25 protein-coding genes are annotated in these 24,632 nt (G+C 62.7%); 8 read left to right on the top strand and 17 right to left on the bottom strand.

Translation table 11 applies throughout. The features are described 5' to 3' along the window. Positions 1-2 precede the first annotated feature (2 nt). Positions 3-923 (bottom strand): PAC2 family protein, encoded by a 921-nt coding sequence (locus H2O75_RS03725; protein ID WP_182173843.1) that lies wholly within the window; start codon positions 921-923, stop codon positions 3-5. Between the two features lie 77 nt (positions 924-1,000). Between H2O75_RS03725 and H2O75_RS03720 the strand changes: the two genes are divergently transcribed. The 5 genes from H2O75_RS03720 (at position 1,001) to H2O75_RS03700 (ending at position 8,067) form a co-directional block, all read left to right on the top strand. Continuing rightward, positions 1,001-3,070 (top strand): HelD family protein, encoded by a 2,070-nt coding sequence (locus H2O75_RS03720; RefSeq protein ID WP_259365300.1) that lies wholly within the window; start codon positions 1,001-1,003, stop codon positions 3,068-3,070. Next, positions 3,070-3,471 carry a DUF3151 domain-containing protein gene (locus tag H2O75_RS03715; protein ID WP_220462773.1) on the top strand — a complete coding sequence of 134 codons (402 nt, stop codon included), beginning with the start codon at positions 3,070-3,072 and terminating at the stop codon, positions 3,469-3,471. Before H2O75_RS03720 ends, H2O75_RS03715 begins: the two co-directional genes overlap by 1 nt. Positions 3,472-3,529: 58 nt before the next feature. Beyond that, a complete protein-coding gene (gene serA / locus H2O75_RS03710) occupies positions 3,530-4,738 on the top strand; it encodes a phosphoglycerate dehydrogenase (RefSeq protein ID WP_182173837.1) in 1,209 nt (402 codons plus the stop codon). 57 nt (positions 4,739-4,795) lie between these two features. Next, positions 4,796-6,613, top strand: coding sequence for an AMP-binding protein (locus H2O75_RS03705; protein ID WP_223147078.1), 1,818 nt, complete (start codon positions 4,796-4,798; stop codon positions 6,611-6,613). Between the two features lie 551 nt (positions 6,614-7,164). Next, positions 7,165-8,067 carry a cation diffusion facilitator family transporter gene (locus H2O75_RS03700; RefSeq protein ID WP_182173834.1) on the top strand — a complete coding sequence of 301 codons (903 nt, stop codon included), beginning with the start codon at positions 7,165-7,167 and terminating at the stop codon, positions 8,065-8,067. Positions 8,068-8,319: 252 nt separating this feature from the next. Here H2O75_RS03700 and nrdR read toward each other — a convergent pair whose 3' ends face one another. Continuing rightward, positions 8,320-8,826, bottom strand: coding sequence for a transcriptional regulator NrdR (gene nrdR / locus H2O75_RS03695; protein WP_182173832.1), 507 nt, complete (start codon positions 8,824-8,826; stop codon positions 8,320-8,322). Positions 8,827-8,849: 23 nt separating this feature from the next. Beyond that, on the bottom strand, positions 8,850-9,119 hold the full coding sequence (locus H2O75_RS03690) for a hypothetical protein (RefSeq protein WP_182173830.1): 270 nt from the start codon (positions 9,117-9,119) through the stop codon (positions 8,850-8,852). A gap of 177 nt (positions 9,120-9,296) precedes the next feature. Here H2O75_RS03690 and lexA point away from each other — a divergent pair, with 177 nt between their 5' ends. Continuing rightward, positions 9,297-9,935, top strand: coding sequence for a transcriptional repressor LexA (gene lexA, locus H2O75_RS03685; RefSeq protein ID WP_182173827.1), 639 nt, complete (start codon positions 9,297-9,299; stop codon positions 9,933-9,935). Here lexA and H2O75_RS03680 read toward each other — a convergent pair. Both H2O75_RS03680 and hflX read right to left on the bottom strand, forming a co-directional pair. Continuing rightward, the gene (locus tag H2O75_RS03680; protein ID WP_259365299.1) at positions 9,919-11,763 is read right to left on the bottom strand and encodes an ATP-dependent DNA helicase; all 1,845 of its coding nucleotides are present in this window, start codon (positions 11,761-11,763) and stop codon (positions 9,919-9,921) included. The genes lexA and H2O75_RS03680 overlap by 17 nt on opposite strands. Further along, positions 11,750-13,225 carry a GTPase HflX gene (hflX, locus tag H2O75_RS03675; protein ID WP_182173824.1) on the bottom strand — a complete coding sequence of 492 codons (1,476 nt, stop codon included), beginning with the start codon at positions 13,223-13,225 and terminating at the stop codon, positions 11,750-11,752. Before hflX ends, H2O75_RS03680 begins: the two co-directional genes overlap by 14 nt. Positions 13,226-13,254: 29 nt before the next feature. On the opposite strand from hflX, the gene H2O75_RS03670 reads away from it, so the two are divergent. After that, a complete protein-coding gene (locus H2O75_RS03670) occupies positions 13,255-13,875 on the top strand; it encodes a class I SAM-dependent methyltransferase (RefSeq protein WP_182173821.1) in 621 nt (206 codons plus the stop codon). Here the strand turns inward: H2O75_RS03670 and H2O75_RS03665 are convergent. From H2O75_RS03665 to pgsA, 11 genes are all read right to left on the bottom strand, one after another. Next, positions 13,841-14,710 (bottom strand): diaminopimelate epimerase, encoded by an 870-nt coding sequence (locus H2O75_RS03665; protein WP_182173818.1) that lies wholly within the window; start codon positions 14,708-14,710, stop codon positions 13,841-13,843. The genes H2O75_RS03670 and H2O75_RS03665 overlap by 35 nt on opposite strands. After that, complete coding sequence (gene miaA / locus H2O75_RS03660; protein ID WP_259365298.1) at positions 14,707-15,624, bottom strand: tRNA (adenosine(37)-N6)-dimethylallyltransferase MiaA; 918 nt, start codon at positions 15,622-15,624, stop codon at positions 14,707-14,709. The genes H2O75_RS03665 and miaA overlap by 4 nt, the downstream gene beginning before the upstream one ends. Positions 15,625-15,626: 2 nt before the next feature. Next, positions 15,627-17,198 carry a tRNA (N6-isopentenyl adenosine(37)-C2)-methylthiotransferase MiaB gene (gene miaB / locus H2O75_RS03655; protein WP_182173815.1) on the bottom strand — a complete coding sequence of 524 codons (1,572 nt, stop codon included), beginning with the start codon at positions 17,196-17,198 and terminating at the stop codon, positions 15,627-15,629. A gap of 34 nt (positions 17,199-17,232) precedes the next feature. Continuing rightward, the gene (locus tag H2O75_RS03650) at positions 17,233-17,619 is read right to left on the bottom strand and encodes a hypothetical protein (protein WP_204736281.1); all 387 of its coding nucleotides are present in this window, start codon (positions 17,617-17,619) and stop codon (positions 17,233-17,235) included. A gap of 2 nt (positions 17,620-17,621) precedes the next feature. After that, entirely contained in the window at positions 17,622-18,203 is a 582-nt protein-coding gene (locus H2O75_RS03645) for a hypothetical protein (RefSeq protein WP_182173809.1), read from the bottom strand. A 38-nt stretch (positions 18,204-18,241) separates the two neighbouring features. Beyond that, complete coding sequence (locus tag H2O75_RS03640; RefSeq protein ID WP_182173806.1) at positions 18,242-18,751, bottom strand: regulatory protein RecX; 510 nt, start codon at positions 18,749-18,751, stop codon at positions 18,242-18,244. Further along, positions 18,751-19,815: a recombinase RecA gene (gene recA, locus H2O75_RS03635; RefSeq protein ID WP_182174878.1), complete on the bottom strand. Its 1,065-nt coding sequence runs from the start codon at positions 19,813-19,815 to the stop codon at positions 18,751-18,753. The genes H2O75_RS03640 and recA overlap by 1 nt, the downstream gene beginning before the upstream one ends. Positions 19,816-20,012: 197 nt before the next feature. Then, positions 20,013-20,237, bottom strand: coding sequence for a DUF3046 domain-containing protein (locus tag H2O75_RS03630; RefSeq protein ID WP_182173803.1), 225 nt, complete (start codon positions 20,235-20,237; stop codon positions 20,013-20,015). Positions 20,238-20,292: 55 nt separating this feature from the next. After that, positions 20,293-20,685 carry a helix-turn-helix domain-containing protein gene (locus H2O75_RS03625; RefSeq protein WP_182173800.1) on the bottom strand — a complete coding sequence of 131 codons (393 nt, stop codon included), beginning with the start codon at positions 20,683-20,685 and terminating at the stop codon, positions 20,293-20,295. Between the two features lie 68 nt (positions 20,686-20,753). After that, positions 20,754-21,242, bottom strand: coding sequence for a CinA family protein (locus H2O75_RS03620; protein WP_182173797.1), 489 nt, complete (start codon positions 21,240-21,242; stop codon positions 20,754-20,756). Continuing rightward, the gene (pgsA, locus tag H2O75_RS03615) at positions 21,229-21,807 is read right to left on the bottom strand and encodes a CDP-diacylglycerol--glycerol-3-phosphate 3-phosphatidyltransferase (protein WP_259365297.1); all 579 of its coding nucleotides are present in this window, start codon (positions 21,805-21,807) and stop codon (positions 21,229-21,231) included. The genes H2O75_RS03620 and pgsA overlap by 14 nt, the downstream gene beginning before the upstream one ends. A 46-nt stretch (positions 21,808-21,853) precedes the next feature. Here pgsA and H2O75_RS03610 point away from each other — a divergent pair, with 46 nt between their 5' ends. Continuing rightward, the gene (locus tag H2O75_RS03610) at positions 21,854-23,158 is read left to right on the top strand and encodes a CapA family protein (RefSeq protein WP_182173794.1); all 1,305 of its coding nucleotides are present in this window, start codon (positions 21,854-21,856) and stop codon (positions 23,156-23,158) included. 112 nt (positions 23,159-23,270) lie between these two features. On the opposite strand, the gene H2O75_RS03605 is transcribed toward H2O75_RS03610, so the two are convergent. Further along, positions 23,271-23,861: a hypothetical protein gene (locus tag H2O75_RS03605; protein WP_182173791.1), complete on the bottom strand. Its 591-nt coding sequence runs from the start codon at positions 23,859-23,861 to the stop codon at positions 23,271-23,273. Positions 23,862-24,632 lie beyond the last annotated feature (771 nt).

Below are 24,632 nucleotides of genomic sequence, written 5' to 3'. Positions count from 1 at the left end.
CGCTACTCGTCGTCCCGTCGCGCGTGGCGCCCGCGCCGACGCTTCGGCTTGTCCGTGCGGCGGGCGAGGAACTGTTCGGCTGCGGCACCGATCTCATCCGCTGTGGGAATCTCCGAGATCTGGTCGTTGGGGATCACGAAACCGGAGGTGGGACCTTCAGTGTCGTAGTCCTCCTCGAGGGAGGAGACGAGCGAACGGAAGTCTTCCTGCTGGCCGTAGACTGCCTCGATCTGGTCCGTCTCGGTCTGTGCGATGCGCTCGAGATCGCCGACGGGCAGGGCAAGGCCCGAATCGTCGGCGACAAACGTGGCGACCGCGCCTGCGGCGGCGGCATAGACCGAGTTGACGAGGTAGAACGGGACGCGAGCGAGAACGGAGGAGGTCTCGATCCCGGAGGTGCCGAGCGTGTAGACGAGGAATTCTGAGAAGTTCACGGACTGGATGTAGGTCGCGTCCTGTTCCGGCTGGGTCTTCTTGTAGCCGCGCACGAGCAGGTCGACGGGACGCGTGTGCGGAATCCCCGAGGGCAGCCCGCCGATGGCATAGAACCGCTCCACCCCGAACTGGGTTGCGAGCTGCAGGATTCCCTCCGCGAGCGAATGCCACCGGAGATCCGGTTCGTTCCCCCGCAGGACGAGCATCTTCTGCCCCTCGATGTCCTCGACGACATAGACATCAAGTCGCGGGTCCGACATCCGGGTCATGGCACCGTTCTCGAACGTGATCATAGGACGCTCAGAGCGGAAGTCGAAAATGAGGTCCGGGTCGAAGGAAGCGATAAGCTCGCCCTCCCCGATCGTCTGCGCGATCGACCCGGAAATCCCGCCCGCGTCAAACGGGCCGCCCCCGACCGCGCAGATGAGTGTGGAAATCTGCTGCGGGGTTTCGTCGGGATCTGACGTGAATTCCAGCAGGTCCGTCATGGTCCACCTCCGCTTCGATGATGACAAGTAGATGTCGGTCTTGGATAATTGTATGTCTCATGAGCGATGGAGAATCAATGGACGCGATATCTGAGGAGCAGGGCTACCTCGACGAAGCATATGCGAGGCTCGACTCCTTAGCCGCAGGCTATTCCCGAAAACTAGCAGAAATCCGCAAGGAGGGCGGACGCGGAAACCCCGAAGAACTGTTCCAGAGGGACTCCTTCGCGGCCGACTATGAGGACCATCTTGCCCGGCTCTCGCACGTCGAGCATCAGCTCGTTCTCGGCAGATTGGATACCGAAAACGGTGACGTCGAGCATATCGGGCGCATCGGTTTGCGTGACGAGGATCGCAATGTGATTCTTCTCGACTGGCGCGCGCCCCAGGCTGAACCCTTCTATCAGGCGACGGCTTTGAACCCGCAGGGCATGGTTCGCAGGCGGCACATCCAGTCTCGCCTGCGCAAGGTCGTGTCGGTGGAGGACGAGCTCTTGACCTCCGACAGCGATGCGACGGCACATCTCACCCTTGCCGGGGAGGGCGCTCTCATGGCATCCCTCGGATCCGCACGGCAGGGTCACATGAGCGACATTGTCGCCACCATCCAGGTTGAGCAGGACCGGATCATCAGGGCGGACTCCACCGGCGTCCTCGTCGTGCAGGGCGGTCCCGGGACCGGCAAGACAGCCGTTGCCCTGCACCGCGCCGCCTACCTCCTGTATGCGCACCGCAACAGGCTCTCAAACTCGGGTGTCCTCATTCTGGGCCCCTCCCCCTCCTTCCTTTCCTACATTTCACGGGTCCTCCCCTCTCTCGGCGAGTCCGATGTCGTGTCCTCGACCGTTGCCGACCTCCTGCCGGGCGTCACGGTCACGCAGGTCGACACCCCGCGCGTCGAGGAGATCAAGGGCCGCACCGTGTGGGCAGCGATCGCTCAGAGAGCGGTTGACCATCTTCGCCGGCCGCTCCGGACGCCCACGACGCTGAGGATCAACTCCTACAACATCGACATGACGCCGGACGTCATCGCCATCGGCCAGTCCCGTGCCCGCCGCAGCGATAAGCCGCACAACGAGGCGCGTCAGATCTATGCCCGCGCTGTCGTGGACGAACTGGTCAAGAAGTACCTGGAGGCGTCCGATACCGAGAATCAGGACTGGCTGGTCGCTGACATCGCCTCGGATAAGGATGTGCGGCGTGCCGTCAATCTGTGCTGGCTCCCGGCTTCTCCGACGTGGCTTCTCGAGCATCTCTTCGCTCATCCCACCCTCCTCGCGCAGGTGGCCCCGGAGCTGAGCGCGGAGGAGCGGGCTCTGCTGCGCCGTCCCAAAGGATCCGGTTTCACAGCTGCCGACATTCCGATCCTTGATGAGATGGCCGAGCTCCTGGGAGACATTCCCGCCCCTGAGACATCCGATGAGAATCTCGAGGGCTACGCGAGTGCCACGCTGGCAAGCATGAACCTGGGCGGAGGGATCGTGACCGGAAAGATGCTGGCCGACCGCAACCGTCAAGAGACGCGGCGCTTGCCGTTGGCTGAACGTGCCATTCACGACCGCACGTGGGTCTACGGCCACGTGGTCGTCGACGAGGCGCAAGAGCTGTCGCCCTTGGCGTGGCGGATGGTGGCGCGTCGAGTACCCTCCAGATCTCTCACGATCGTGGGCGATCTCGATCAGCGACCATCCGGCGCTCCGGAGGGCGGCTGGCGCGGACTCCTCGGCCCGCTGGCAAGCCACCTGCGGGAGGAAGTCTTGACGATCTCCTATCGCACTCCCGCAACTGTCCTGCGCGAGGCGGAGGAAGCGATGAAGCGCCGCGGCATGAGCCTGCGTCATCCGGTCACCGCCGTGCGCGAGGTTGAGGGCTCACTCCGTATCGAAAACCTCGACACGGCCCTGGATGCGGAACTCGCCTTCCTTCGCAGCGAGTACGGGGAGGGTCAGGGTCTCATCGCCATCATCTCCGAGAACCCTCCCACGGTTGATCATCCGCAGGTTCGCACGATGACTCCGCGCGAAGCGAAAGGTCTCGAGTTCGATTCCGTCATCATCGATGGGACAATCAAGGAGCCGGGCGATCTGTATGTCGCGATGACACGGCCGACCCAGCACCTCATACTCACCCCAGGAACGGATATCTAGTGCATATTTCGATCGGACCAGAAGCCACCCGCCTCCCCGAGGAGCCGGAGGTCATGGCCGGGCTTGCCGCCGAGACGCCGGACGCCGTCGTCAAGCGTCACCCCGAGTCCTCTCTCGCCTGGGCGCGTCTCGCCCAGGTCGCCTGGTCGGAAGGCCGCGAGCTCGACTCCTATGCTTATGCGCGCGTCGGATACCATCGCGGCCTCGACTCGCTCCGCCGAGCAGGCTGGCGGGGCAAGGGAGCGGTCCCGTACTCGCATGAGCCGAATCGGGGCTTCCTCGAAGCCCTCTATAGCCTCGGAAGAGCTGCTCAGGCTATCGGCGAGACTGCGGAAGTCGATCGCATCTCCGAGTTCCTCGACGCGTGCGATCCCACGGCCCGCGAGCAGATCGAAGGATAGTTTCTCAGCAGGTGAATCGTATTTGCCGTTTTCCTGCCACGACAGACAAGATGGTGTAATGACACGCGCTCTCCTCCTCGAGAATCCCCATTCCAACGCCGACGCAGCCTTCGCTCGCGCCGGTATCGAGGTCGTTCGTCATCGCGGCGCACTCGATGAAGACGACCTCATTGCGGCCCTGGATGGTTTCGACATGCTTGGCATCCGGTCCAAGACCGAAGTGACCAGCAAGGTGATCGAGGCACATCCGAATCTGCTGGCGATCGGCACGTTCTCGATCGGCACGAACCAGATCAATCTCGATGCGGCAACGGATCGAGGGGTCGCAGTTTTCAACGCCCCATACTCGAACACCCGCTCGGTCGTCGAGCTGGCGATCGGCGAGATCATTTCGCTCTCCCGGCGCCTGCCCGTCCAGGACAAGGCCCTTCATCAGGGAATCTGGGACAAGTCGGCGACGGGAGCGCACGAGGTGCGCGGCCGCACGCTCGGGATCATCGGCTTCGGCAACATCGGCATGCAGCTGTCCGTCGTGGCGGAAGCACTCGGGATGAGAGTCGTCTTCTACGACACCGCTGAGAAGCTCGTCATCGGCAATGCTCGTCGAATGAACTCGATGGAGGAGCTCCTCGAGGTCGCCGACATCGTCTCCATCCACGTCGACGGTCGAGCATCGAACAAGAACTTCTTCGGCGAGCGCGAGTTCGCGATGATGAAGCCGGGCGCGATCTTCCTCAACCTGTCCCGCGGTTTCCTCGTCGATATCGATGCCTTGGCGGCACGCCTGACCGATGGCACGGTCGCCGGTGCCGGAATCGACGTCTTCCCCACGGAGCCGCGTGCGAATGGAGACCCCTTCGAGTCCGTCCTCACGGGAATGCCGAACGTCATCCTCACGCCTCACGTCGGCGGATCGACGGAGGAGGCGCAGCGCGCCATCGGCCTCTTCGTCTCTGAGAAGATGGTGGGATATTTCCGCAAGGGTGCCACTGACATGTCGATCAATATGCCGCAGATCGTCGATTCCCCTGCCAAATCCTCGCGCTACCGGATAGCCTGGGTGCACTCGAACATGCCGGGTGCCCTCGCGATGGTCAACCGAGTATTCGCGGAGTCCGGCGCTAACATTGACGCTCAGCAACTCGCGACCCAGGGCCAGATCGGCTACGTGGTCACCGACATTTCATCGAATATTCCAGAGGACGCCATCGCCGAGCTTGCTCGTGCGGAGGCCACGATTAGGCTGAGGGTCCTTTCGCGGGACTAGATCACCGAAACGTGGCAAAATGGAGTGCAGTCCAATTTAACGCGTGAGGAGATCACCATGGTGCGACAGCACTACGCAGCAGGAGTACCCGACGAGATCGAGCTGCCAACGGCACCGCTGCCCGACTTGTTGACGAGGGCCGTAGCCGACTTTCCGAACCGCCACGCTATCGACTTCATCGGACAGAAGACGTCGTATGCGGAGCTGGGCGAACTCGTGCAGAAGACCGCCTCCATGCTCACGCTCGCGGGCGTCAAGCGCGGCGATGTTGTCGCCGCCATCCTCCCGAACTGCACCCAGCACGTCGCCCTGGCCTACGCCACGTGGTCGATCGGTGCGATTCTCGCCGAGCACAATCCACTGGCCCCGGCCAAGGAACTCGTCGCCCAGATCGAGAACCACGGCGGCACCGTCGTCGTGGGGTGGGAGAAGACGCTGACCGATCTCGCCGATCTCCTGCCCGGCAAGACCATCATGGCAGTCAACCTCACGGCCGCGCTGCCCAAGAGGTCGCAGATGCTCCTCAAGCTACCTATCAAGGCTGCACGCGCGCAGCGGAACAAGATGAGAGGCCGCGTCCCCGCACACGTCTACTCGTTCGAGAAGATGGTCGCGTCCGCCCCCTCGAGCTTTGTCGCCGAAGGCCCGGACATCCACGATGTCGCCGTCTACCTGCACACGGGCGGCACGACCGGCTCCCCGAAGGCGGTCTGCCTCACGCACTTCAACATCATGTCGAACTACGAACAGGTCGCGGCATGGCTGTGCGAGCTCAAGCGCGGAGACGAGACCATCGGTTCTGTCCTTCCGTTCTTCCATGCGTTCGGCATGGTGCTATCGCTCGTCCTCTCGGTCGGCCTCGCCGCAACGCAGGACATTCTTCCCAGCTTCGATCCGGACATGCTCATCGCCGCGAACAAGCGCCACCCCATCACGTTCTTCGGCGGCGTTCCCCCCATGTACGACCGCCTGATCGCAGCCTTCGACGGCCCGAATCCTTTCACGAAGCTCCGCTACTCCGTATCGGGCGCCATGCCGCTCGATCCCGAGTTGGCCAAGCGTTGGGAAGAGGCGACAGATTCTCTCCTCATCGAGGGCTACGGCATGACGGAGGGCTCCCCCGTCATCGCCGGCTCTCCCGTCTCCGCAGACCGTCGCCCGTCCACACTCGGACTCCCCTTCCCGTCGGTTGAGGTGCGCGTCGTCGATCCCGAGAACATCGACAACGACGTAGCCGAGGGCGAGATCGGCGAACTCCTCGTGCGCGGACCGAACGTGTTTATCGGCTACCTCAACCAGCCAGAAGAGACTGCCCAGACGCTGATCGATGGGGAATGGCTCCGCACCGGCGACCTCGTGACCTGGGACGATGGCTTTCTCGTCATGGCGGACCGTCGCAAGGAGCTCATCATCAACTCCGGCTTCAACGTCTATCCCTCCCAGGTTGAGGAGGCGGTCCGCTCCATGCCGGGAATCCGAGACGTCGCGGTGGTCGGCATGCCCGACGGCACGCGAGGAGAAGCAGTGGTCGCCGCACTCGTTCTCGAGCCCGGCGCCACGATCGACCTCGAGAACGTCCGCAAGTGGACGCAGGACAAACTATCCCACTATTCGATGCCGCGTTCAATCGCGATCATGGATGAGCTCCCGCGCTCCCAGCTGGGCAAGGTCATGAGGCGCTCCGTCCGCGATCAGCTCCAGGATCTGGAACTCCAGGCCGGGGTGTGGAAGCAGAAGCTCTCAGCGACCGGGGATGATCTGCGCGAACGTGCGACGGAGCTCCGCGATCGAATCGAAGCCGGCATGGAGCGATCGACTCCCTCCGAACCGGAGACTGACACCACACCGGACGAGGAGTCCGCGCAGGAGAAGTAAGGCCTTGCCCGGGCCCGGGGACATCCTCGGGCCCGGGCAGGACGCTTCTCTCCGCGCCTAGCATCAACGACCGGACGTGTCGTTGAGATACACAAGACACGACGGCCTTGGCCCCAGAGTTTTCCCATGGCGGATCTCAGATCGTCGGAACGACGAGCTGCGGACCATCTGCCGAGCGACAATCACGGCGAGGCACCATCGCTTCGCCCGGGTAGATCGCTCCCCGACGACCTCGACGCTGACCGGCCGCACACCAGGGCGAGACTCGCCGGCACTAGCGCGAGCCCCGCGATGGGACGTCTCTCTCGTTCGACAGACTCTTGGGGCATGCGACTCTCCTGGTAGAGTACGTGGCGAAGGGGAGTAGCTTGCCCTGCTTCGATGAAGCGGAGATGGACGGTCGACATACTGGCGGGTAACCGCCCGGCCACCAGCTAGCACCGAGGTTGGCCTCGAGTTCGGCTAGTTAGCGAGACCTTCGGTCCACACTCCCGTGTCGGCCGAGCTCCCTACCGTGTGCTCGCCGGCGCCTGACGCACAAGGTTGCTTACATGTCATCTCCTTCACATTCGGAACAGCGACTTCTCGAACACTTCATGATGTTGTCGATCATCACTGCGTTCGTGACAATCGGACTAAAATCCTACGCCGCGGTCTTGACCGGTTCGGTGGGGTTCCTATCCGATGCTCTTGAATCCGGGGTGAACCTCGTAGCGGCTGTTGTCGGCCTTATCGCCCTGCGCATCGCCGCCCGCCCAGCCGACAAGAATCATCACTTCGGTCACGGCAAGGCAGAATACGTGTCGGCCCTCGTTGAAGGCGCCTTGATCTTCGTCGCCGCCGCACTGATCATCTACACATCGATCCAACGCCTCATCTCACCCGAACCGCTGGAACAGTTGGGAATCGGGCTCGTTCTGACGACGGCCGCGTCGATATTGAATCTCTTGGTGGGACTTGCCCTCCTGCGGGCAGGTAAGCGGTATCGGTCGGCTACTCTCTCCGCTGACGGTCACCATCTCTTGACCGATGTGTGGACAACACTAGGCGTGCTTGTCGGAGTTGCCGCCGTGTCCCTCACCGGCTGGAACTGGCTTGACCCCGTCATCGCGCTCGCCGTTGGCGCCAACATCTTGTGGACTGGGTACCGCCTCCTCCGGGATGCTTTAAAGAACCTACTGAGCGCGTCACTGCCCGAGGACGAACTGGTTCAACTCGATGAAGTTCTCAGAGCCTTCAGCTCGCATCATGGCGTCGTCTTTTCGCCACCTCGGACTGTCGAATCCGGTCGTCATCGTCAGATCTATGTCGTCATGGAGGTGCCGCAGGATTGGTCAGTGGCGCAAGCCCATGAGGTTGCCGATCGCCTGGAGGAAGATACCAATGCCGTCTTCCCCGGCGCAGAAGTGTTTATCCATGTGGAACCCGCGACACAACAGCAGCGCGGCCGATAGTCGATGAGGCTGCGGCAGCTCGATTCGGTCTTTCGATCTCGCGCATGATCTGGTCCGAGCGGTGACATCGATTCCGCGTGGCGAAGCTGGAAATGGCTATCACACCATTTCTCTTGCTTCACGCTGGCGACGATCGCACTCTCACGACGAATCGCCACTTGGGCCACTGGCACACACCGTCCGGTCGCTTGGGCAGACACGGGTCGAGCCTGCGCATGGCAGGGAAGCATCAGTCGCTTCGGGAGACGATCCCTACTTGTCCGCCTTCGATTCCGTCCCCGGAGTCGACTGCGCCTCAGAAGGGCTAGCATTCCCCGCACCTCGACGAAGCTCCTCGATTGCTCGCTGGAAGTCGTCAAGGTCTTCAAAGTTTGAGTAGACCGAGGCGAATCTCAGGTAGGCGATCTGGTCGAGATCGCGGAGCGGGCCAAGAATGACACGGCCGATATCGTCCGAGTTGATATGGGCGGCACCCGAGGTGCGAACCGCCTCTTCGACTTGACTGGCTAGGACAGCGAGATCGTCGCGCGATACGGGCCTGCCCTGGCAGGCCTTCCATACGCCATCGATGATTTTCTCCCGGGAGAACGGCTCGGTTGCACCAGAACGTTTCACGACGACGAGGGAGGCGGTCTCCGTCGTGGTGAAGCGCCGTTTACACGCGGGACACTCCCTGCGCCGTCGGATCGCCTGCCCCTCATCGAGGGAGCGGGAGTCGATGACTCGGGAATCTGTGTTGTGACAAAAAGGACAGTGCACGACGTCATGTTACACCGTGCACATCAGAAGCTGAGCCAGAGCTCCAATCCGAATGCGAACGCCGTGCTCGCAGCGATCACGACACCTGCTTTCAGCATCCCGAGAAGACGGTCAGCATGTGCGTCCTCGACAGCGATCGAGTGCGTGTCAGAAGCGGCGGGAACCGCGTGAAGGACCGTTGGCTTGAGATTGGGGATGTCGATAGGAGTCCTCGTGGAGACTGCGCGCAGGCGCGGCAGTTCGACGGGTGTCAGAGTTCCAGTCTTCGGCTGGGGTGCGAGCAGTGCGCTCATGGCCTGCCTCCTTCTTTCCTCGAACGTTTGTTCTCGAACATCTGTTTGCATTCTATACACGACATGCCGATTAGAACAAGTGTTTGATTGTCGGCCCGGCAACCGCATATCCTGTACACAAGGTACGAACGAGGTCGGACACTTTTTCGAACAAATGATCAACATCCAGGAGTGAGCATGGTTGACAAGCTTTCCGGTAGGCAGCTCACGATTCTTGAGTTCTTGAAAGAGTTCATCGCCGAGAACGGCTACGCACCGACCGTTCGAGAGACCTGCGCCGGAACCGGCCTCGCCAGCCCCTCGTCAGTCAAATATCATTTCGATGCACTGGAGAAGAAGGGGCTCATCGAACGCGATCCGCGCCGCCCCCGCACGCTGATGCTCACCTCGCAGGCACGAGATTCCGCTCCCGAGCTCACAGCGGTTCCCTCTGAACGAGCAGATTCTGTTGATGTTCCACTTGTCGGCCGTATCGCAGCCGGCTCCCCCATCCTCGCCGATCAGATGGTCGAAGAGGTCTTCTCCCTGCCCCGACACATGACGGGCACGGGAGACATGTTCATGCTCGAAGTGGCCGGCGATTCGATGATCGACGCCGGGATCTTTGACGGTGACTGGGTTGTTGTCCGACGTCAACAGGTCGCCGACAAGGGCGATATCGTGGCCGCCCTGATCGACGATGAAGCGACCGTGAAGACTTTCGACCGGCGCGATGGTCACGTGTGGCTGCTTCCCCAGAACTCCGCCTACGCCCCGATTCCGGGTGATCGTTCGACGATCCTCGGACGAGTCGTCACGGTTATTCGCTCACTCTGACAGCTCCCGAGAGCCGCTTCAGAGATTCTTTCGTGATCTCGAGGTCAGCGGTGGGCCACATGGGTGGCATACCAGCACGGAGGAAGCCACCGTATGCCTTCGTGACAATGCGAGAATCAAACACCGCCACAACCCCGCGGTCGTCGGTGCGACGCAGAAGCCTGCCCGATGCTTGGGCGAGAAGGACTGCCGCGTGCGTGGCAGAGACCTGCATGAACCCGTTGCCGCCGCGCTTGCCGACCTGCTCGGTCCTGGCCTGTGAGACAGGATCATCCGGTCTCGGGAACGGAATCTTGTCGATGAGGACAAGGCGGCAGGCGCGGCCCGGCACGTCGATCCCCTGCCAGAGGGACAGGGTACCCACGAGGCACGCCCTGTCGTCGTTCTTGAACTCCTCGACGAGTGTCGAGAGCTGATCGTCGCCCTGGCACAGGATGGGAACATCAAGATGGTCACGAAGGTAGTCAGCGGCCTCTTCTGCGGCGCGACGGGATGAGAACAGCCCGAGCGCTCCCCCGTCGGATGCTCGGATGAGCTCGACCATCCGCTCATGGACGACCGTATTGTCCGCCTCCCTGCTGGGGGCGGGAAGATCGGATCCGATATAGAGGATTCCCTGCTTGGGATAGTCGAACGGGGAACCGACGTCGATGCCTTCCCACGGCCCCTGGTCGGGGAAAGCCAGCCCCACCTGGTAGGCCATCGGGTTGAAGGAGCCGCCGACCTCGAGCGTCGCCGACGTGAGAACGGCCGCGCGCTCAGAGAAGATCTCTTTCGCAATCGGTCCTGCAACATCGAGGGGAGCACCATAGATGGTGCCCTCGGATGCCCAGACGACATAGCGGCCGTCATCGGACAGAATGTCGTCGATGTCTTTGATGAAGGCCTTCGCCCACTGCTCCGACTCGCACGCCTCCTTCACCGTTCGCGCCATCGCGCCCAGCGCCTCACGGACCATGTCCGGGATCAGCCGAATCCTGCCATCCACATCTTTCAGAGCATCCGCGAGGCTGTCCCCGTGCCGGACGAACTCGGCATCGAGTTTCCCGAGGGACCTCATCATGCGCGCGACACGAGATATGTCGGCGGGGCCGATCCTGACAGTCAGCTGGTTCGTCACGCGGCCCACGAGATCGTGCGCCTCATCGATGATGACGGCACCCGCCTGCGGGAGGACTTCGATGCCGGCGGACTGCACACCGAGCATCGCGTGGTTGGTGATGACGATGTCCGCCTCCATCGCCGCCTGGCGCGCCTTCTCCGGAAAACACTCGTTGAACAGAGGACAGTCCTTGCCGTCGCATTCCTGCTTCGAAACCGAGAGCTGACGCCAGACGAGATCGGGAACGCCCGGAACGAGAGCATCCCGATCTCCCGTGTCGGACGTGAGCGCCCACTCTCTCGCCCGCACGACCTGCTCGCCGAGGGCCGTCGCCTCGCCCTCCGCGAAGAGTGCCGCCTGGGCGTCTTGGTTGACACGTTTGAGGCAGGCGTAGTTCTGCCAGCCCTTGAGCAGGGCCGTCGAGACGACAACCCCAGTCTTCTCCTTCACGGCTTCCAGCACGCGTGGAGCATCATCGTGGGTGATCTGCCGCTGGAGTGCCAGCGTCGCGGTCGACACGATGGCACGGCCTCCCGTTCTCGCAACCCAGAGGGCAGTGGGAACGAGATAACCCATGGACTTGCCCGTGCCGGTACCTGCCTGGACGAGGAGGTGCCCGCCATCCGTCAGCGCGTCGTAGACGGCCTCCGCCATCTCAACCTGACCCTCGCGCCGCTTCCCCCCGATACTGGTGACAACGGCGTCGAGGACCTCACCGACCGACACTGTTGGCGCGGAGGTCGGCAGCTAGCTCTGGGTCGACAAGAGCGGAGATGACGGTGCCATCTTCGCTGTACTCCTCGGACAGGATCTCGCCATCGGTATGGACGCGCGAGATAAGATCGCCGCGGTCGAAGGGGATCGTCACCGACACGGAGACAGTGGGACGAGGCAGCCACTCGGCAATCCTGGAACGGAGCTCGTCCAGGCCTTCGCCCGTCTTCGCAGAGACGACGACCGAATCCTGGTAGCGGGATCGAAGCGCCGCGAGATCGACAGGATCCGCCAAATCTGCCTTTGACAGGACGATGAGCTCTCGAACGTTCTCGACCCCCTCGACATCGGCCAGCACGTCATGGACGGCATTCACCTGGCCGACCGGGTCAGGATGGGAGGCGTCGACGACGTGCAGGAGCACGTCGGCTTCCGCCGCCTCCTCGAGGGTGGAGCGGAAGGCTTCCACGAGCTGGGTCGGCAGGGAACGCACAAAGCCCACCGTGTCGGAGATCGTGTAGACGCGACCATCCTCCGTCGCGCTGCGGCGCACAGTCGGATCGAGTGTCGCGAAGAGAGCGTTCTCGACAAGAACGCCCGCGTGGGTCAACCTATTCATCAGGGATGACTTGCCCGCGTTCGTGTAGCCGACGACAACGACGGATGGCAGAGCGTGTCGGCGCCTGTTGGAACGCTGCGTGCGCCTCGCCGGCTCCATTGCCGCAATGTCTCTCTTGAGTTTCGCCATGCGCTGGTGGATACGCCGGCGATCGAGCTCGATCTGCGTTTCACCCGGGCCGCGGGAGCCGATGCCGTCGCCGGCTCCGACGCGACCGCCAGCCTGCCGGGACATGGATTCACCCCACCCGCGCAGACGGGGAAGCAGGTATTCGAGCTGGGCCAGCTCCACCTGCGCTTTACCCTCCCGAGACTTCGCGTGCTGGGCAAAGATGTCGAGAATCAGGGTTGTCCGATCAATGACTTTCGCCTTTGCCACGTCTTCGAGGTTTCGACGCTGATTCGGAGACAGCTCGGTATCGACGATCACCGTATCTGCCCCGGTCTCCGCCACGAGCTCCGCCAGCTCTTTCGCTTTGCCGGATCCGAGATAGGTGGCGTTGTCAGGCTTGTCTCTGCGCTGGAGGACCCCGCCGAGAACGGCGGAACCCGCGGTCTCCGCGAGAGCGGCAAGCTCTCTCAGCGACACCTCGGCATCCTCAAGCGTTCCGGATGTCCACACACCGACGAGCACGACATTCTCGAGCCGAAGCTGACGGTATTCGATCTCGGTAATGTCGTCGAGCTCGGTTGTGAGGTTCGGTACTCGCTTCAGTGCCGACCGCTGTTCTCTATCGAAGCTGTCGCCAGCATAGTCGGCCTGGTAGTCGGCGTCTGCCTGCAGGGCTGTTCCCTCGCGGGAATTGATGTCGCGTTGGGTAATGAGACTCTCCTTTTCGTCGAACCATTGTCTCACGAGCCTACGTCCTGCGGTAGTTTAGACCTGTGTCTGACCACTATTTCTCCCCAGAGCCCACAAAGCCCGGCATTCGTCGCGACTATACGTTCACGATCCGAGGCGATCAGTTCACGGTCGCGACAGCCGGCGGCGTCTTCTCTCACGACCGGATCGACAAGGGCACCCAGGTCCTCCTCAAGTATGTTGACGATCCGCCGGCAGAAGGGCTGCTCGTCGACGTCGGCTGCGGGTGGGGGCCCATCACTCTCGCGCTAGCCACAGCATCTCCGAACGCGACGGTCCTTGCCGTCGATGTCAACGCTCGGGCCCGTGAGCTGACCGAGGCCAATGCGCAGCGTGCAGGCCTGACCAACGTCATCGTCGCAACCCCTGAGGAGGGTCTCGCGATGGCGGCGGAGCGCGGTGTGGACGCGATCTGGTCGAACCCTCCCGTCCGCATCGGGAAGCCCGCTCTCCAGCAGCTTCTGCTCGACTGGTTCGAGCACCTCGACGGTGAGGCCAGCATCGTCATCTCCAAGAACCTGGGGGCGGACTCACTCGCATCCTGGCTGGACCATCAGTCTTTCGACGTCACGAGAATCGGATCGTCGGGAGGATTCCGGGTTCTTGGCGTTACCGGCCCTCGCCGGCAATCCCCGTCAGCATAAACTCGGCCACGATCTCCGCCGTTCCCGACATCTCGCATTCATTCCCGATCATTCTCACCTCGATGCGATAGCCGTGATTATCGACGTGGTAGATCCCGGTTGCGGTCTCGCCGGCCCACCCGTGGAGCGCGACGACAGCATCCCGCGCGGAGGTGAGATGGGAGTAGAGCTCCCGCCCGCGGGCGAAGGCCCGAACCTGGACGGCCGTGACGGGGCGTTCCACGCCATCGAAGTCGAGGATGGTCGTGTCACCGTCGGGATGAAGGAGGACGACCGTCTGGGCGGCCGGAACCGGATCGAACTTCGCACTCCCCGTCGCGGCACGGAACTCGTCCTCGTGTTCAACCGCGACGACGACTGACTCACGACCGATCGTGAGCCCGCCCTTCATTCCCTCGACGCCGTCGAGAGTCACGGCCACGTCGAAGCCCTGCTCGGCTCCGTCGCTGCTGCTCGGCCCCGATCCCGGAAGAACCGTCGCATAGGCCGAACCTGACCGGGTCACCCAGGAGGATCCGAAGGCAAGGGAATCACCGTCGTCGAGCGCGACCAAGCCCGAAACCCGCAGGTAGTGGGCGGCGAGCCAGATCAGCACGCCGGGTTCCGTCCGATGGCCGTCAGCATCCCAGACGTCGAGGCGCCACTCAGACGGGTTGGGGGTGCGAACGATCCTCATGAGCGCGTCAGCGCCGATGCCCCTCCGGCGGTCGCACAGAAGGGCAACCTGCTCCGCTGCCACGTCCTTTGTCGCGTCGAGGTCGGGGAAGATGATGGCGTCACTGCCGCCAACGGTGCCCTTGGTGAGAGTGAGGCCTTCGAGAACAGGGATAATCATTCCACTATTCTACTGACCAACTCGCCCAGACGTTCCTCGACACCGTCTCCGGCAGGGATCCATTGAATACGGGGATCGCGCCTGAACCACGTGTATTGCTTCTTCACCAGCCTGCGTGTCGCGGCAGAGATCGCTGCCTCGGCCTCACTCGTCGTCATCGTGCCGTCGAGAACCGCAAGCGCCTCCCGATATCCCGTCGCCATCCGCGCCGTCGGAGCATCATCCAGCCCCCTCTCGCGCAGGGCCTGGGTCTCCTCGAGAAGCCCGCCCGACATCATGAGCCGCGTACGGGCCTCGATGCGAGCATGAAGTTCCTCCATCGACATCTCCAGCCCCACGACCACCGTGTCAGGATAGTGGGAGGTGTGGCGGGGGAACACGGGCTGGAAGGAATGTCCGCTGACTTCGTTGACCTCGAGTGCTCGAATGACGCGGCGCACGTTGCGCGGATCGATGACTTCGGCGGATCTGGGATCGATCCGTCGGAGACGAGCATGCATCGCCTCCGCACCGTCGCGTTCGCACTCCTGTTCCAGCCGAGCTCTCACGTCGAGATCGAAGCCGGGGAAGTCGATCCGGTCGAGTACTGCGGAGATGTAGAGTCCCGAACCGCCCACGAGGAGAGGCATGCGGCCGCGTGAGACGATCCCATCAAGGTCCTCGCGAGCATGGCGCTGATATGCCGCGACGGATGCGTCCTCGCTGATGTCGAGGACGTCGATCTGGTGGTGGGGAATGCCGGCCCGCTCGTCAAGAGTGACCTTCGCGGTTCCGATATCCATCCCCCGATAGAGCTGCATCGCGTCCGCGCCGATGATCTCCCACGCCTGCGAACCCCCCAGGGTGTGGGCGATGCTGAGCGCCGCAGCCGACTTGCCGACCGCGGTTGGACCGACGATGGCGAGAACGGCCACGACTATCGGACTCGGAGCGTGGGAATACCGAGGGTGACGGGACCGGCAGCCTCAGCATCGAGCTCAGCGACCCGTGTCTGGGCCTTCTGCCAGGCATCCCCTGCCCGGGTGCGACGAATCTCGAACAGTCCGCCGTCTCGTGCCGAATCGGCGAGGAGATGGTGGGGTGCGCCATGGGTGACAACCGCTCGAACCATGTCTCCCGGCCTGGGAAGCTCACCGGCATGGTCCCTGCTCGAGAAGGTGTCGGCGTAGGGGCGCAGGTTCTCCGGCAGTGCCACGTGGACGAGACGATTATCCTCGGCGCGTCCCGTCAGCCGTGCCGTGTCGGAATCCTTGCGCCCTTCGCCTTCGGCGATGAGGATATTCACGGTGCGGCCCACCATCGCTTCGTTCTCCTCTGTCGAGATCCGATTCTGCAGCGCAAGGAGCCTGTTGTAGCGCTCGCTCGCGACCTCGGCCGGAACCTGGTTCTCCATATCTGCCGCCGGGGTGCCGGGGCGTGGCGAGTAGAGAAAAGTGAAGGCGGACGAGAATCGGGACTGCTCGACGACATCGAGGGTTGCCTGGAAGTCCTCCTCCGTCTCGCCGGGGAAGCCGACGATGATGTCGGTCGTGATCGCGGCGTGCGGAATCCGGTCCCTGACACGGTCGAGAATCCCGAGGAATTTCTGTGAACGGTAGGAGCGCCGCATCGCACGCAGGATAGCATCCGATCCCGACTGGAGCGGCATGTGGAGCGACGGCATGACGTTCGGTGTCTCCGCCATCGCATCGATGACATCATCGGTGAACGCGGCGGGATGTGGGGAGGTGAACCTGACCCGTTCCAGGCCCTCGATCTCACCGCAGGCGCGGAGCAGATCCGCAAAGGCACCCTTCTGACCGAAGCCCACACCGTAGGAGTTGACGTTCTGTCCGAGAAGCGTCACTTCGATGGCACCGTCCGCGACCACGGCCTCGACCTCCGCCAAGATCTCCCCCGGCCTGCGGTCGCGTTCTTTGCCGCGCAATTGGGGAACGATGCAGAAGGTGCATGTGTTGTTGCATCCGACCGAGATCGATACCCAGGCGGCGTAGGCAGATTCCCGCTTTGTGGGGAGTGTGGAGGGGAAGACCTTGAGAGACTCTTCGATCTCGACGGCGGCTTCCTCGTTGTGACGGGCCCGTTCGAGAAGCGTGGGGAGGACGTCGAGATTGTGGGTGCCGAGAACGACATCGACCCAGGGCGCACGGGCGACGATCCCGTCCCTCATCTGCTGAGCGAGGCACCCGCCGACGGCGATCTGCATGCCGGGGCGTTCGCGCTTCACCGCGGCAAGCTGGCCGAGATTGCCGAACAGCTTGTTGGCGGCGTTCTCGCGCACCGAGCACGTATTGAGCACGATGATGTCGGCGCCAGCGTCCCCCGCGTCCGTCGCCCTCATCGCCGCCTCCGGGACGGTATTGACATGGCGATAGCCGGCGTCCTCGAGAAGGCCCGCGAGGCGTTCGGAGTCGTGGACGTTCATCTGGCACCCGAGGGTGCGGATGGCGTAGGTGCGGGGAAGAGTTGTCTCAGTCATCGACCCCATTGTAGACACCGAGCCCGCCGAGCGGAGAACCCTGTTATGTGATGAGGAGCAGGCCGACGAAACCGCAGGTCCCAGCCCACAGGTAGCTCGCGAGGGAGCCGATGATGAAGCGCTCGCTGACGGCGGGATCGTCGCGGAGCTCGGACCAGCGTCCGAGCGACTTCACGGCGATAACTGCTGCGATCAGGCCTGCCTGTCCGACGAGAACGAGGCCAGTCGTGGCCACACGCTCCAGGACCCCGATCACTGCTCCGCCGCGCAGCACATGCCGTTCAGGGGGTGCTTTTGGTTCGATGAGCAGATCGTCGCGCGTGCCGGTGTCTTCTGGGACAATCCGCGCCAGGGCAAGGATGCCTTCAACGACCGGCCATCCACAGGCTGCGGAGATGAGGAGGGCGAGTACGGCGATCAGAACGTCCACGACTAACCCGCTTCGCCGAGGAGCCGGTCCAAGAGCGGCCAGCATGCTTCTTCGACAACCTGGGCGCCGTGCCCGCGCCGCTGGGACACGGCCTCCACGCTGATGGCGAGACGGTGCGCGATCTGCGCCGGGGTCTCCCCCGCTCTCAGCGCATCGATCGCCTCCCATTGAGCGGACGTACGGGAACCGATGAGGGTCCCGAGCAGTCTCGCGAGCGACTCGGCATCGCGAGCAGACTCGTGGTCCCCGCGTATCGCCACGGAGGGTGTGAACCGCGTCAGCGCTTTCGCTGCTTCCACTGCCTCACGGGCATGAAGGTAGGCGGGCCCTGAACCGGAGCGCGCCGTATCGCCGATTTCGACGGCGCCCGCACCAATTCCGATATGCCAGCGACCATCCCGCAGGAGATCGACGATGATTGACCGGACAGTTGCCGGATCGTCGATGACGCACTGCACCTCGTCACCGGCCGTGCGTTCGAGAGCACGGACGAACGAAGAATGGTCGTAGCGCTCGAGGATCTCGGGCACGAGGTCTCCCCCAGTGCGAGACCCGATCTGGTCGAGGGTGAGAACAAACATCATGCCTCCAAGTCGTCAGACTTGATCAATGTCCTTCAAGCTTACAGGCTTGTGTCTTCGATGTCGTCGTCAAGAACAATGGTGACGGCACGCATGATCTGCTCCGGGTTGAATCCCCGCCTTGCAAGGGTCCCGTACATGCGACGGCGGCGGACGACAGGGTCCAGACCCTCCGTCGCGCGCGCCTTCTTCCGCGCCAACGACAAGGCCGCCGACATCTCGTCCTCAACGCTGACGCTGTCGAGAGCGGCCTCTGCCACGTCCCGGTCGATACCCTTGCGCGAAAGCTCGCGAGACAGGCCGACACGAGACATGGGACGCTCTGCCATCCGGGAACGGACGAGAAGCTCGGCGAACTTCTCGTCGTTCACGAGACCGACCTCTTCGAACCGGTCGACGATCTCGAGCGCGATCTCCTCGGGAATACCGCGAGACGTCTGCGCGTCGAGGAGCTGCTGGCGCGATCGATCGACCATCGCCAGCTGCCTCAAGACGATCGCCCGCGCCTTCTCTCGGAACTCGTCGGGAGTCTCCTCACCCGTGACCTTCATCAGAAGTCGGCTGGCACCGCATCGTCAGCGAGCTCGGGACTGTCAGCGCTCGGAACGTCCGCATATTCGCCGATGCCGAGCTTCTGGAGAATCTTCTGTTCGATCTCCTCAGCAGTGTCCTTGTTCTCGAGGAGGTAGGCTCGCGCCTTCTCCTTGCCCTGCCCGAGCTGTTCGCCCTCGTAGGTGAACCACGCACCGGACTTGCGGACGATGCCGTTGTCGACACCCATATCGATGAGGCTTCCCTCTTTAGAGATGCCGATGCCGTACATGATGTCGAACTCCGCCTGCTTGAAAGGCGGCGCCATCTTGTTCTTGACGACCTTGATGCGGGTCCGGTTGCCGATCGGCACGCCGGCTTCCTTCAGGGTTTCGATGCGGCGCACGTCGAGGCGGACCGACGAGTAGAACTTGAGGGCCTTGCCGCCCGTCGTGGTCTCGGGCGAACCGAAGAAGACGCCGATCTTTTCGCGCAGCTGGTTGATGAAGATCGCAGTCGTTCCCGAGGCCGACAGCGCACCGGTGATCTTCCGCAGCGCCTGGGACATGAGGCGGGCTTGGAGGCCGACGTGAGAGTCTCCCATCTCACCCTCGATCTCTGCCTTCGGAACGAGTGCGGCAACGGAGTCGATGACGACGATATCGAGAGCACCGGAACGGATCAGCATGTCCATGATCTCGAGGGCCTGCTCGCCAGTGTCTGGCTGGGAGACGATCAGGGCATCAGTATCGACCCCGAGCTTGCGGGCGTAGGCCGGGTCGAGAGCGTGCTCGGCGTCGATGAAGCCGGCGATCCCGCCAGCCTTCTGAGCCTGGGCAACCGCGTGCAGGGCTACGGTCGTCTTACCCGACGATTCCGGGCCGTAGATCTCGACGACGCGGCCGCGGGGCAGCCCTCCGATGCCGAGCGCAACATCAAGGGCGACCGATCCGGTCGGGATGACCTTGACCTTCTGTGCCGCCTGGTCGCCGAGGCGCATGATCGACCCCTTGCCGAACTGGCGGTCGATCTGGGCAAGTGCGGTGTCGAGCGCCTTCTGGCGGTCTGCGGGCTTTGCGGCCATCATTTCTCCTTGATAGGTGCGAATAGAGCAGGCGTTCTGTCGGGAACCCGCCCTCTCCGAGCGGCAACCTAGGAGCTACGGTAGGTCACGCCTTTGACCAAAAGAACCTCCAAAATCCCACGCTGTGGAAAGTGGAGGTTCTGCAGCTCCGAAGAACACACTACCAGAACATTCGTTCGATAATTGTGGGCACGCGGCTACGAGCGCTCTTTCGGATTCACCCGGTGGTGGAAGACCTTGTCTTCGACATTCATCTCACGGCAGAGAGCACCCCACACCGCCAGAGGGGGCTCGCCCGCCTCGAGCAGCTCGTCGGCCGTGCGATGGCCGAGCTCTGGCAGCGCCAGGTTCTTCGCGAGCGCCTGCCCGTAGGCGGAACCGAAGACGTCATCGAGGACTGTCCAGAATTCTGAATGGTTCATGCGTGCGTGACATGATGCTGAGGGCCGCGGCATCGCCGCGACCCTCAGCTCACGATCAGTTCATGCCGGCTTCGGCGAGAGCTTCCTGGACGGTGTCGGGAACACGGAAGCTGGGCGGGATGCGGCCTTCGGAGAGGTCGATGCGGTCGGCCACGAGGCGGAGCACGTGGCTGAGAGGCACGTTGAGCGCCTGCGTGATGGAGAGGAGGAGCTCGGAGGAGGCTTCCTTCTGTCCGCGCTCAACCTCGGACAGATACCCGAGGGATACGCGGGCATCCGAGGACACCTCGCGCAGGGTGCGGCCTTGGCGCTGGCGGTAGGCCCGGAGGACGTCACCAAGCTCGCGGCGAAGGAGGACGGGTTCGGACGACTTGGAGGCCGCCTCGCGGGGACGGATAATGTCTGCGTGGTTCTTCCGGGATACGCCGGTTCGTGTTTCCGTTGTCATCACAGTCCTCAACGGGCTATTCCCATGATTTGTTCCCGAACTTTCATCCCAGAGATGACTCCCACAGACTATTTCCAGGTTTCTGACGCGAAGTGATAGGCGGAGACCTCGTCGGGAAGGTCAAGGTCGGCAAGGATGTGGACTGCCGCGATGACGCTGAGGCGGCTCACCTCGGGGCGTGTGCCTCGAAAGAGGAAGCCGAAGGCTCGACCGTCTTCTCGACCTATCCATACGGTGCCCTGCTCGTGACCATCGGATGGGCCCGGTCCCGCTACTCCTGTCGTCGACACGGTGTGCTCAGCCCCGGTGAGACGTGCGGCGCCGCGTGCCATCTGGACCGCCACCTCTGCACATACGGGGCCCTTGGCGTCGAGCAGTGCGCTATCGACATCGAGGATGCGTGCCTTCATGTCGTTCGTGTAGCAGACCGCAGCGCCGAGGAGGATGGCAGAGATGCCCTCCGTCTCGACGAGCTCGACGCAGACCGCTCCTCCGGTCAGGGACTCGGCCGTGGCGATGGTGTCCCCGCGCTCGAGGAGGACATCAGCTGGCTTCACGATTGATCCTCTTCGCGTCCTGGACGTATTGGGCTGCCGACACGAGAGACACGACGAGAGCGGCCGCGACAAGGACCCATGTTGCCCACTCCATCGTCGTCGCCATCCAGTCCGGCATGAAGTCCCGCCAGGGCATGAGAAGGCCGCCGATGAAGAGGGATTGGAGGACCATCTTGAGCTTTCCTCCCTTGCCGGCCGCCATGACAGCCTTCTTCTTCATGTACATGCGCATGACGGTGATACCGATCTCGCGCAGCAGCATGACGATGGTGACCCACCACCACAGCACCCCGTGCCAGGACAGCATGATGAGTGCGGCACCGATGAGCGCCTTGTCGGCGATCGAGTCGGCTAGCTTCCCGAAGTCCGTGATGAGGTTTCGCGAGCGGGCGAGATAGCCGTCGAGCTTATCGGTCAGGACGGCCACGAAGAAGATGCCGGTCGCCGTGTAGCGCATCGCCATGTTGTCGATGTCCCACAGCGCCCACACGAAGAGCGGGATCAGCAGGAGCCTGACGATCGTGACCGCGTTCGCGATATTCCAGTCGGATGGTTGAGAGTTCACCCCTATAGCCTACGACGATTCCACTCCCCTCCCCTATGCTTATGGCATGTCGGCCCGTAAACTCACAGCCTCTGCCTTTCTTATGGCGCTTCTCGCCGCGTCGTGTTCGAACGCCATCCCTGACGATTCCGCTTCAACCTTGGACGGTTCCGGTTCGGCGAGCGCACCTCCGGTCGAGTCGGCAGCTCCGCCCGCGGGGGGTGACGATGGGTCGGACGATGCCACGACGGAGGCTCCGAGCACCGAGCCGATTGCAGAGCTGACGATCGTGTCGGGCGGGGACATCCTCCTTCATCCCTCGATCTACGAGTCGGCACGTGTCGGGGCTGATTCCTTCGATTTCACGTACCAGTTCGAGCAGATCAAGCACTGGATCGACGGTGCGGATCTTTCCTTGTGCGCCCTCGAGGTCCCGATCGCACCCGAGGGCACCGAGTATTCCGGTTATCCGATGTTCGGCGCGCCCGCTGACCTCATTCCTTCGCTCAAGGAGGTGGGCTTCGACGGCTGTGCGACGGCGACGAACCACACGATGGATAGAGGATTCGCCGGCGTGGAACGAACCAACACCGTTCTCGAGGAGAACGGGATGGGTTTCCACGGCGGGGCGCGCACCGAAGAGGAATCAGAGCAGGTCCAGTTCTACGACCTTGAGGTTGAGGATAGGACCGTCACCGTTGCCCACATCTCCGCAACGACCCTGACGAACGGCATTCCAATCCGCGCCGAACAGCCGTGGTCCTGGTTCGTCATCGGCGAGCTCGGCCCCTACGACACATCCGATGTCGTTGATATGGCGGCGGATGCTCGCGAGCAGGGCGCAGACCTTGTCGTTGTCTCCATGCACTGGGGCACCGAGTACGTGTCAGAGCCGATTGATGAGCAGCTGATCATTGCTGACGAGCTTGCCGAATCCGGCCAGGTCGATCTCGTCTATGGCAACCATTCCCATGTCCCCGAGCCGGTCACCGAGCTTGAGGGCGGCCCCCGCGGCGAGGGCATGTGGGTTGCATGGTCGATGGGCAACCTCATCTCCGGCCAGACGATCGCCAACCACGGCTACCGTGTGACGACTGGTTACCTCGGCACCGCAACAGTTGACGTTCCAGCAGAGGGACCGGCAACGGTTTCCAGCCTCGACTGGACTGTCATCACCCAGGACGCACCGGGCGGGAACAGGCTCTATGTGCTCAATGAGGTCATGGTCGACAGGCCTGCGGCTCTGACAATTGGACAGGCCGAGCTCCAAGCACGCGGCGACGTCACCTACCCGGTCATGGAGGGCAATGGCAGCTCCGAGCGGACCGACGCACCTGTCCGACAGGTTGAATCCGTGACGCCGTGGCGGTAGTTGCCAATGGCCAGCAGCTCAACCCACTTCTGGGTGGAGCGGTTGGGACACCGTGCCGGAACGTGGCGGGGTGACCGTTGGCCCCACCGTTCACGCGTTGGCCAAGCCGGCTCTAGTCCTGGTCAAGTGCTGCGAGAGGTATGGACCCATGGTTGAAAGTTTCAGGGAAGACATCCGAACGCGTGGGAACGACATCGCCATCGATAAGTGGGAAGACACCTTGGCCTGCTAGCGGTGTTGCCCAGGCCTTGCCTTCGAGGGTTCCGGGATTCGACTCATACTCCGAAGCGATGATGACGTACGCGTTTCCCGGGACCATGTGTTCCTCCGCCGTCGTTTCACTCATCGTGCCGCGCTCGGACTGAACAACGGTCAGTTCGGCACCAACGAGAAGCTCATCACCTTTCAGTACATCGTCGACTACCACTGTCAGGTACTCCATGGAAAGCCCGGGATCACCTGGGAAGTCCGGCTTGCCATCTCCCCCATCATCAACATACGTCCCGTCACGCGAGACCACCGTCACGACGAGTGTTGCATCGTGCTGATTCTGCGCGTCCTCAAAAGAGCGATAAATGACGGGGGCTGCCTCCGTCCTGTAGCCAGAACGGTCTGTCTCGTCACCCCAAGGCCATGTCACCCCTGCGACGACGGTAGCCGAGAGAGCAAACAAACCCAGTCCAATGAGTAGATTCTTTCTCATAGCTTTCCTCCCACCAATAGATAGCTTTGACGCCATTAATGTCGTCGCTCTGCGGAATCGTCATCAATCGGTCACCGATGTCGGACCGCATAATTCTGCATCCAGCAGATACGTGTTCCCGTAGGCGTGCAAGATCAGGGAGCTTCGGGGCCTCCGCGGGCCCGTGCGTGTATGAGCAAGTGATAGGAACCAAACGAGGATGATCTCTCGAACGTCCCGCACTATTCAGCTCGTGATTACGGAGTGACGACTCAATGAGGGCAGGACCAGGAACGCGCGCAGCAACCCTAGTCAGCCAGCAAGAACCGTGATCACTAGCCGAACATGTGACACACACTACTCGCAGACCATCCACATGCCCATACCCTCGGGCATTCTCGGGTGATAATGACTAGTTCGCAAAGGTTACAGTTTTCCGACTCGAGCGCACCGCACACCTGCAGAAATCGTTGGGGCACCATCGTGGCGAGTTTGGAGCTTTCCAGGTCCTTCAGAAGTACGTGATCGATCCACCTGGGCCTCGTACACCGTTAAACAGTGACGTCGACTCGGGTGACACTCGTAGCGCAGAAGCTCTTCGCCACCGATCGACTGACGATGGGACCCCCCAAGTATTCGTCAGCATCGTCGTCCGCCCCCACCCTTCAGTACATTCAGGCCAGATCGTTTGCGCTTCCCCGGCTCCTCCGCAGGAGCGTCCGACCATCGCGTCGTCTAGGCCAGGTTCAACAGCAGCGTCCGGCAGCTGCCGCGACACCATGAGCCCAGTGC

The organism is Flaviflexus equikiangi, assembly GCF_014069875.1.
Lineage (GTDB): Bacteria > Actinomycetota > Actinomycetes > Actinomycetales > Actinomycetaceae > Flaviflexus > Flaviflexus equikiangi.
This window is presented reverse-complemented; position numbering and strand designations above follow the sequence as displayed.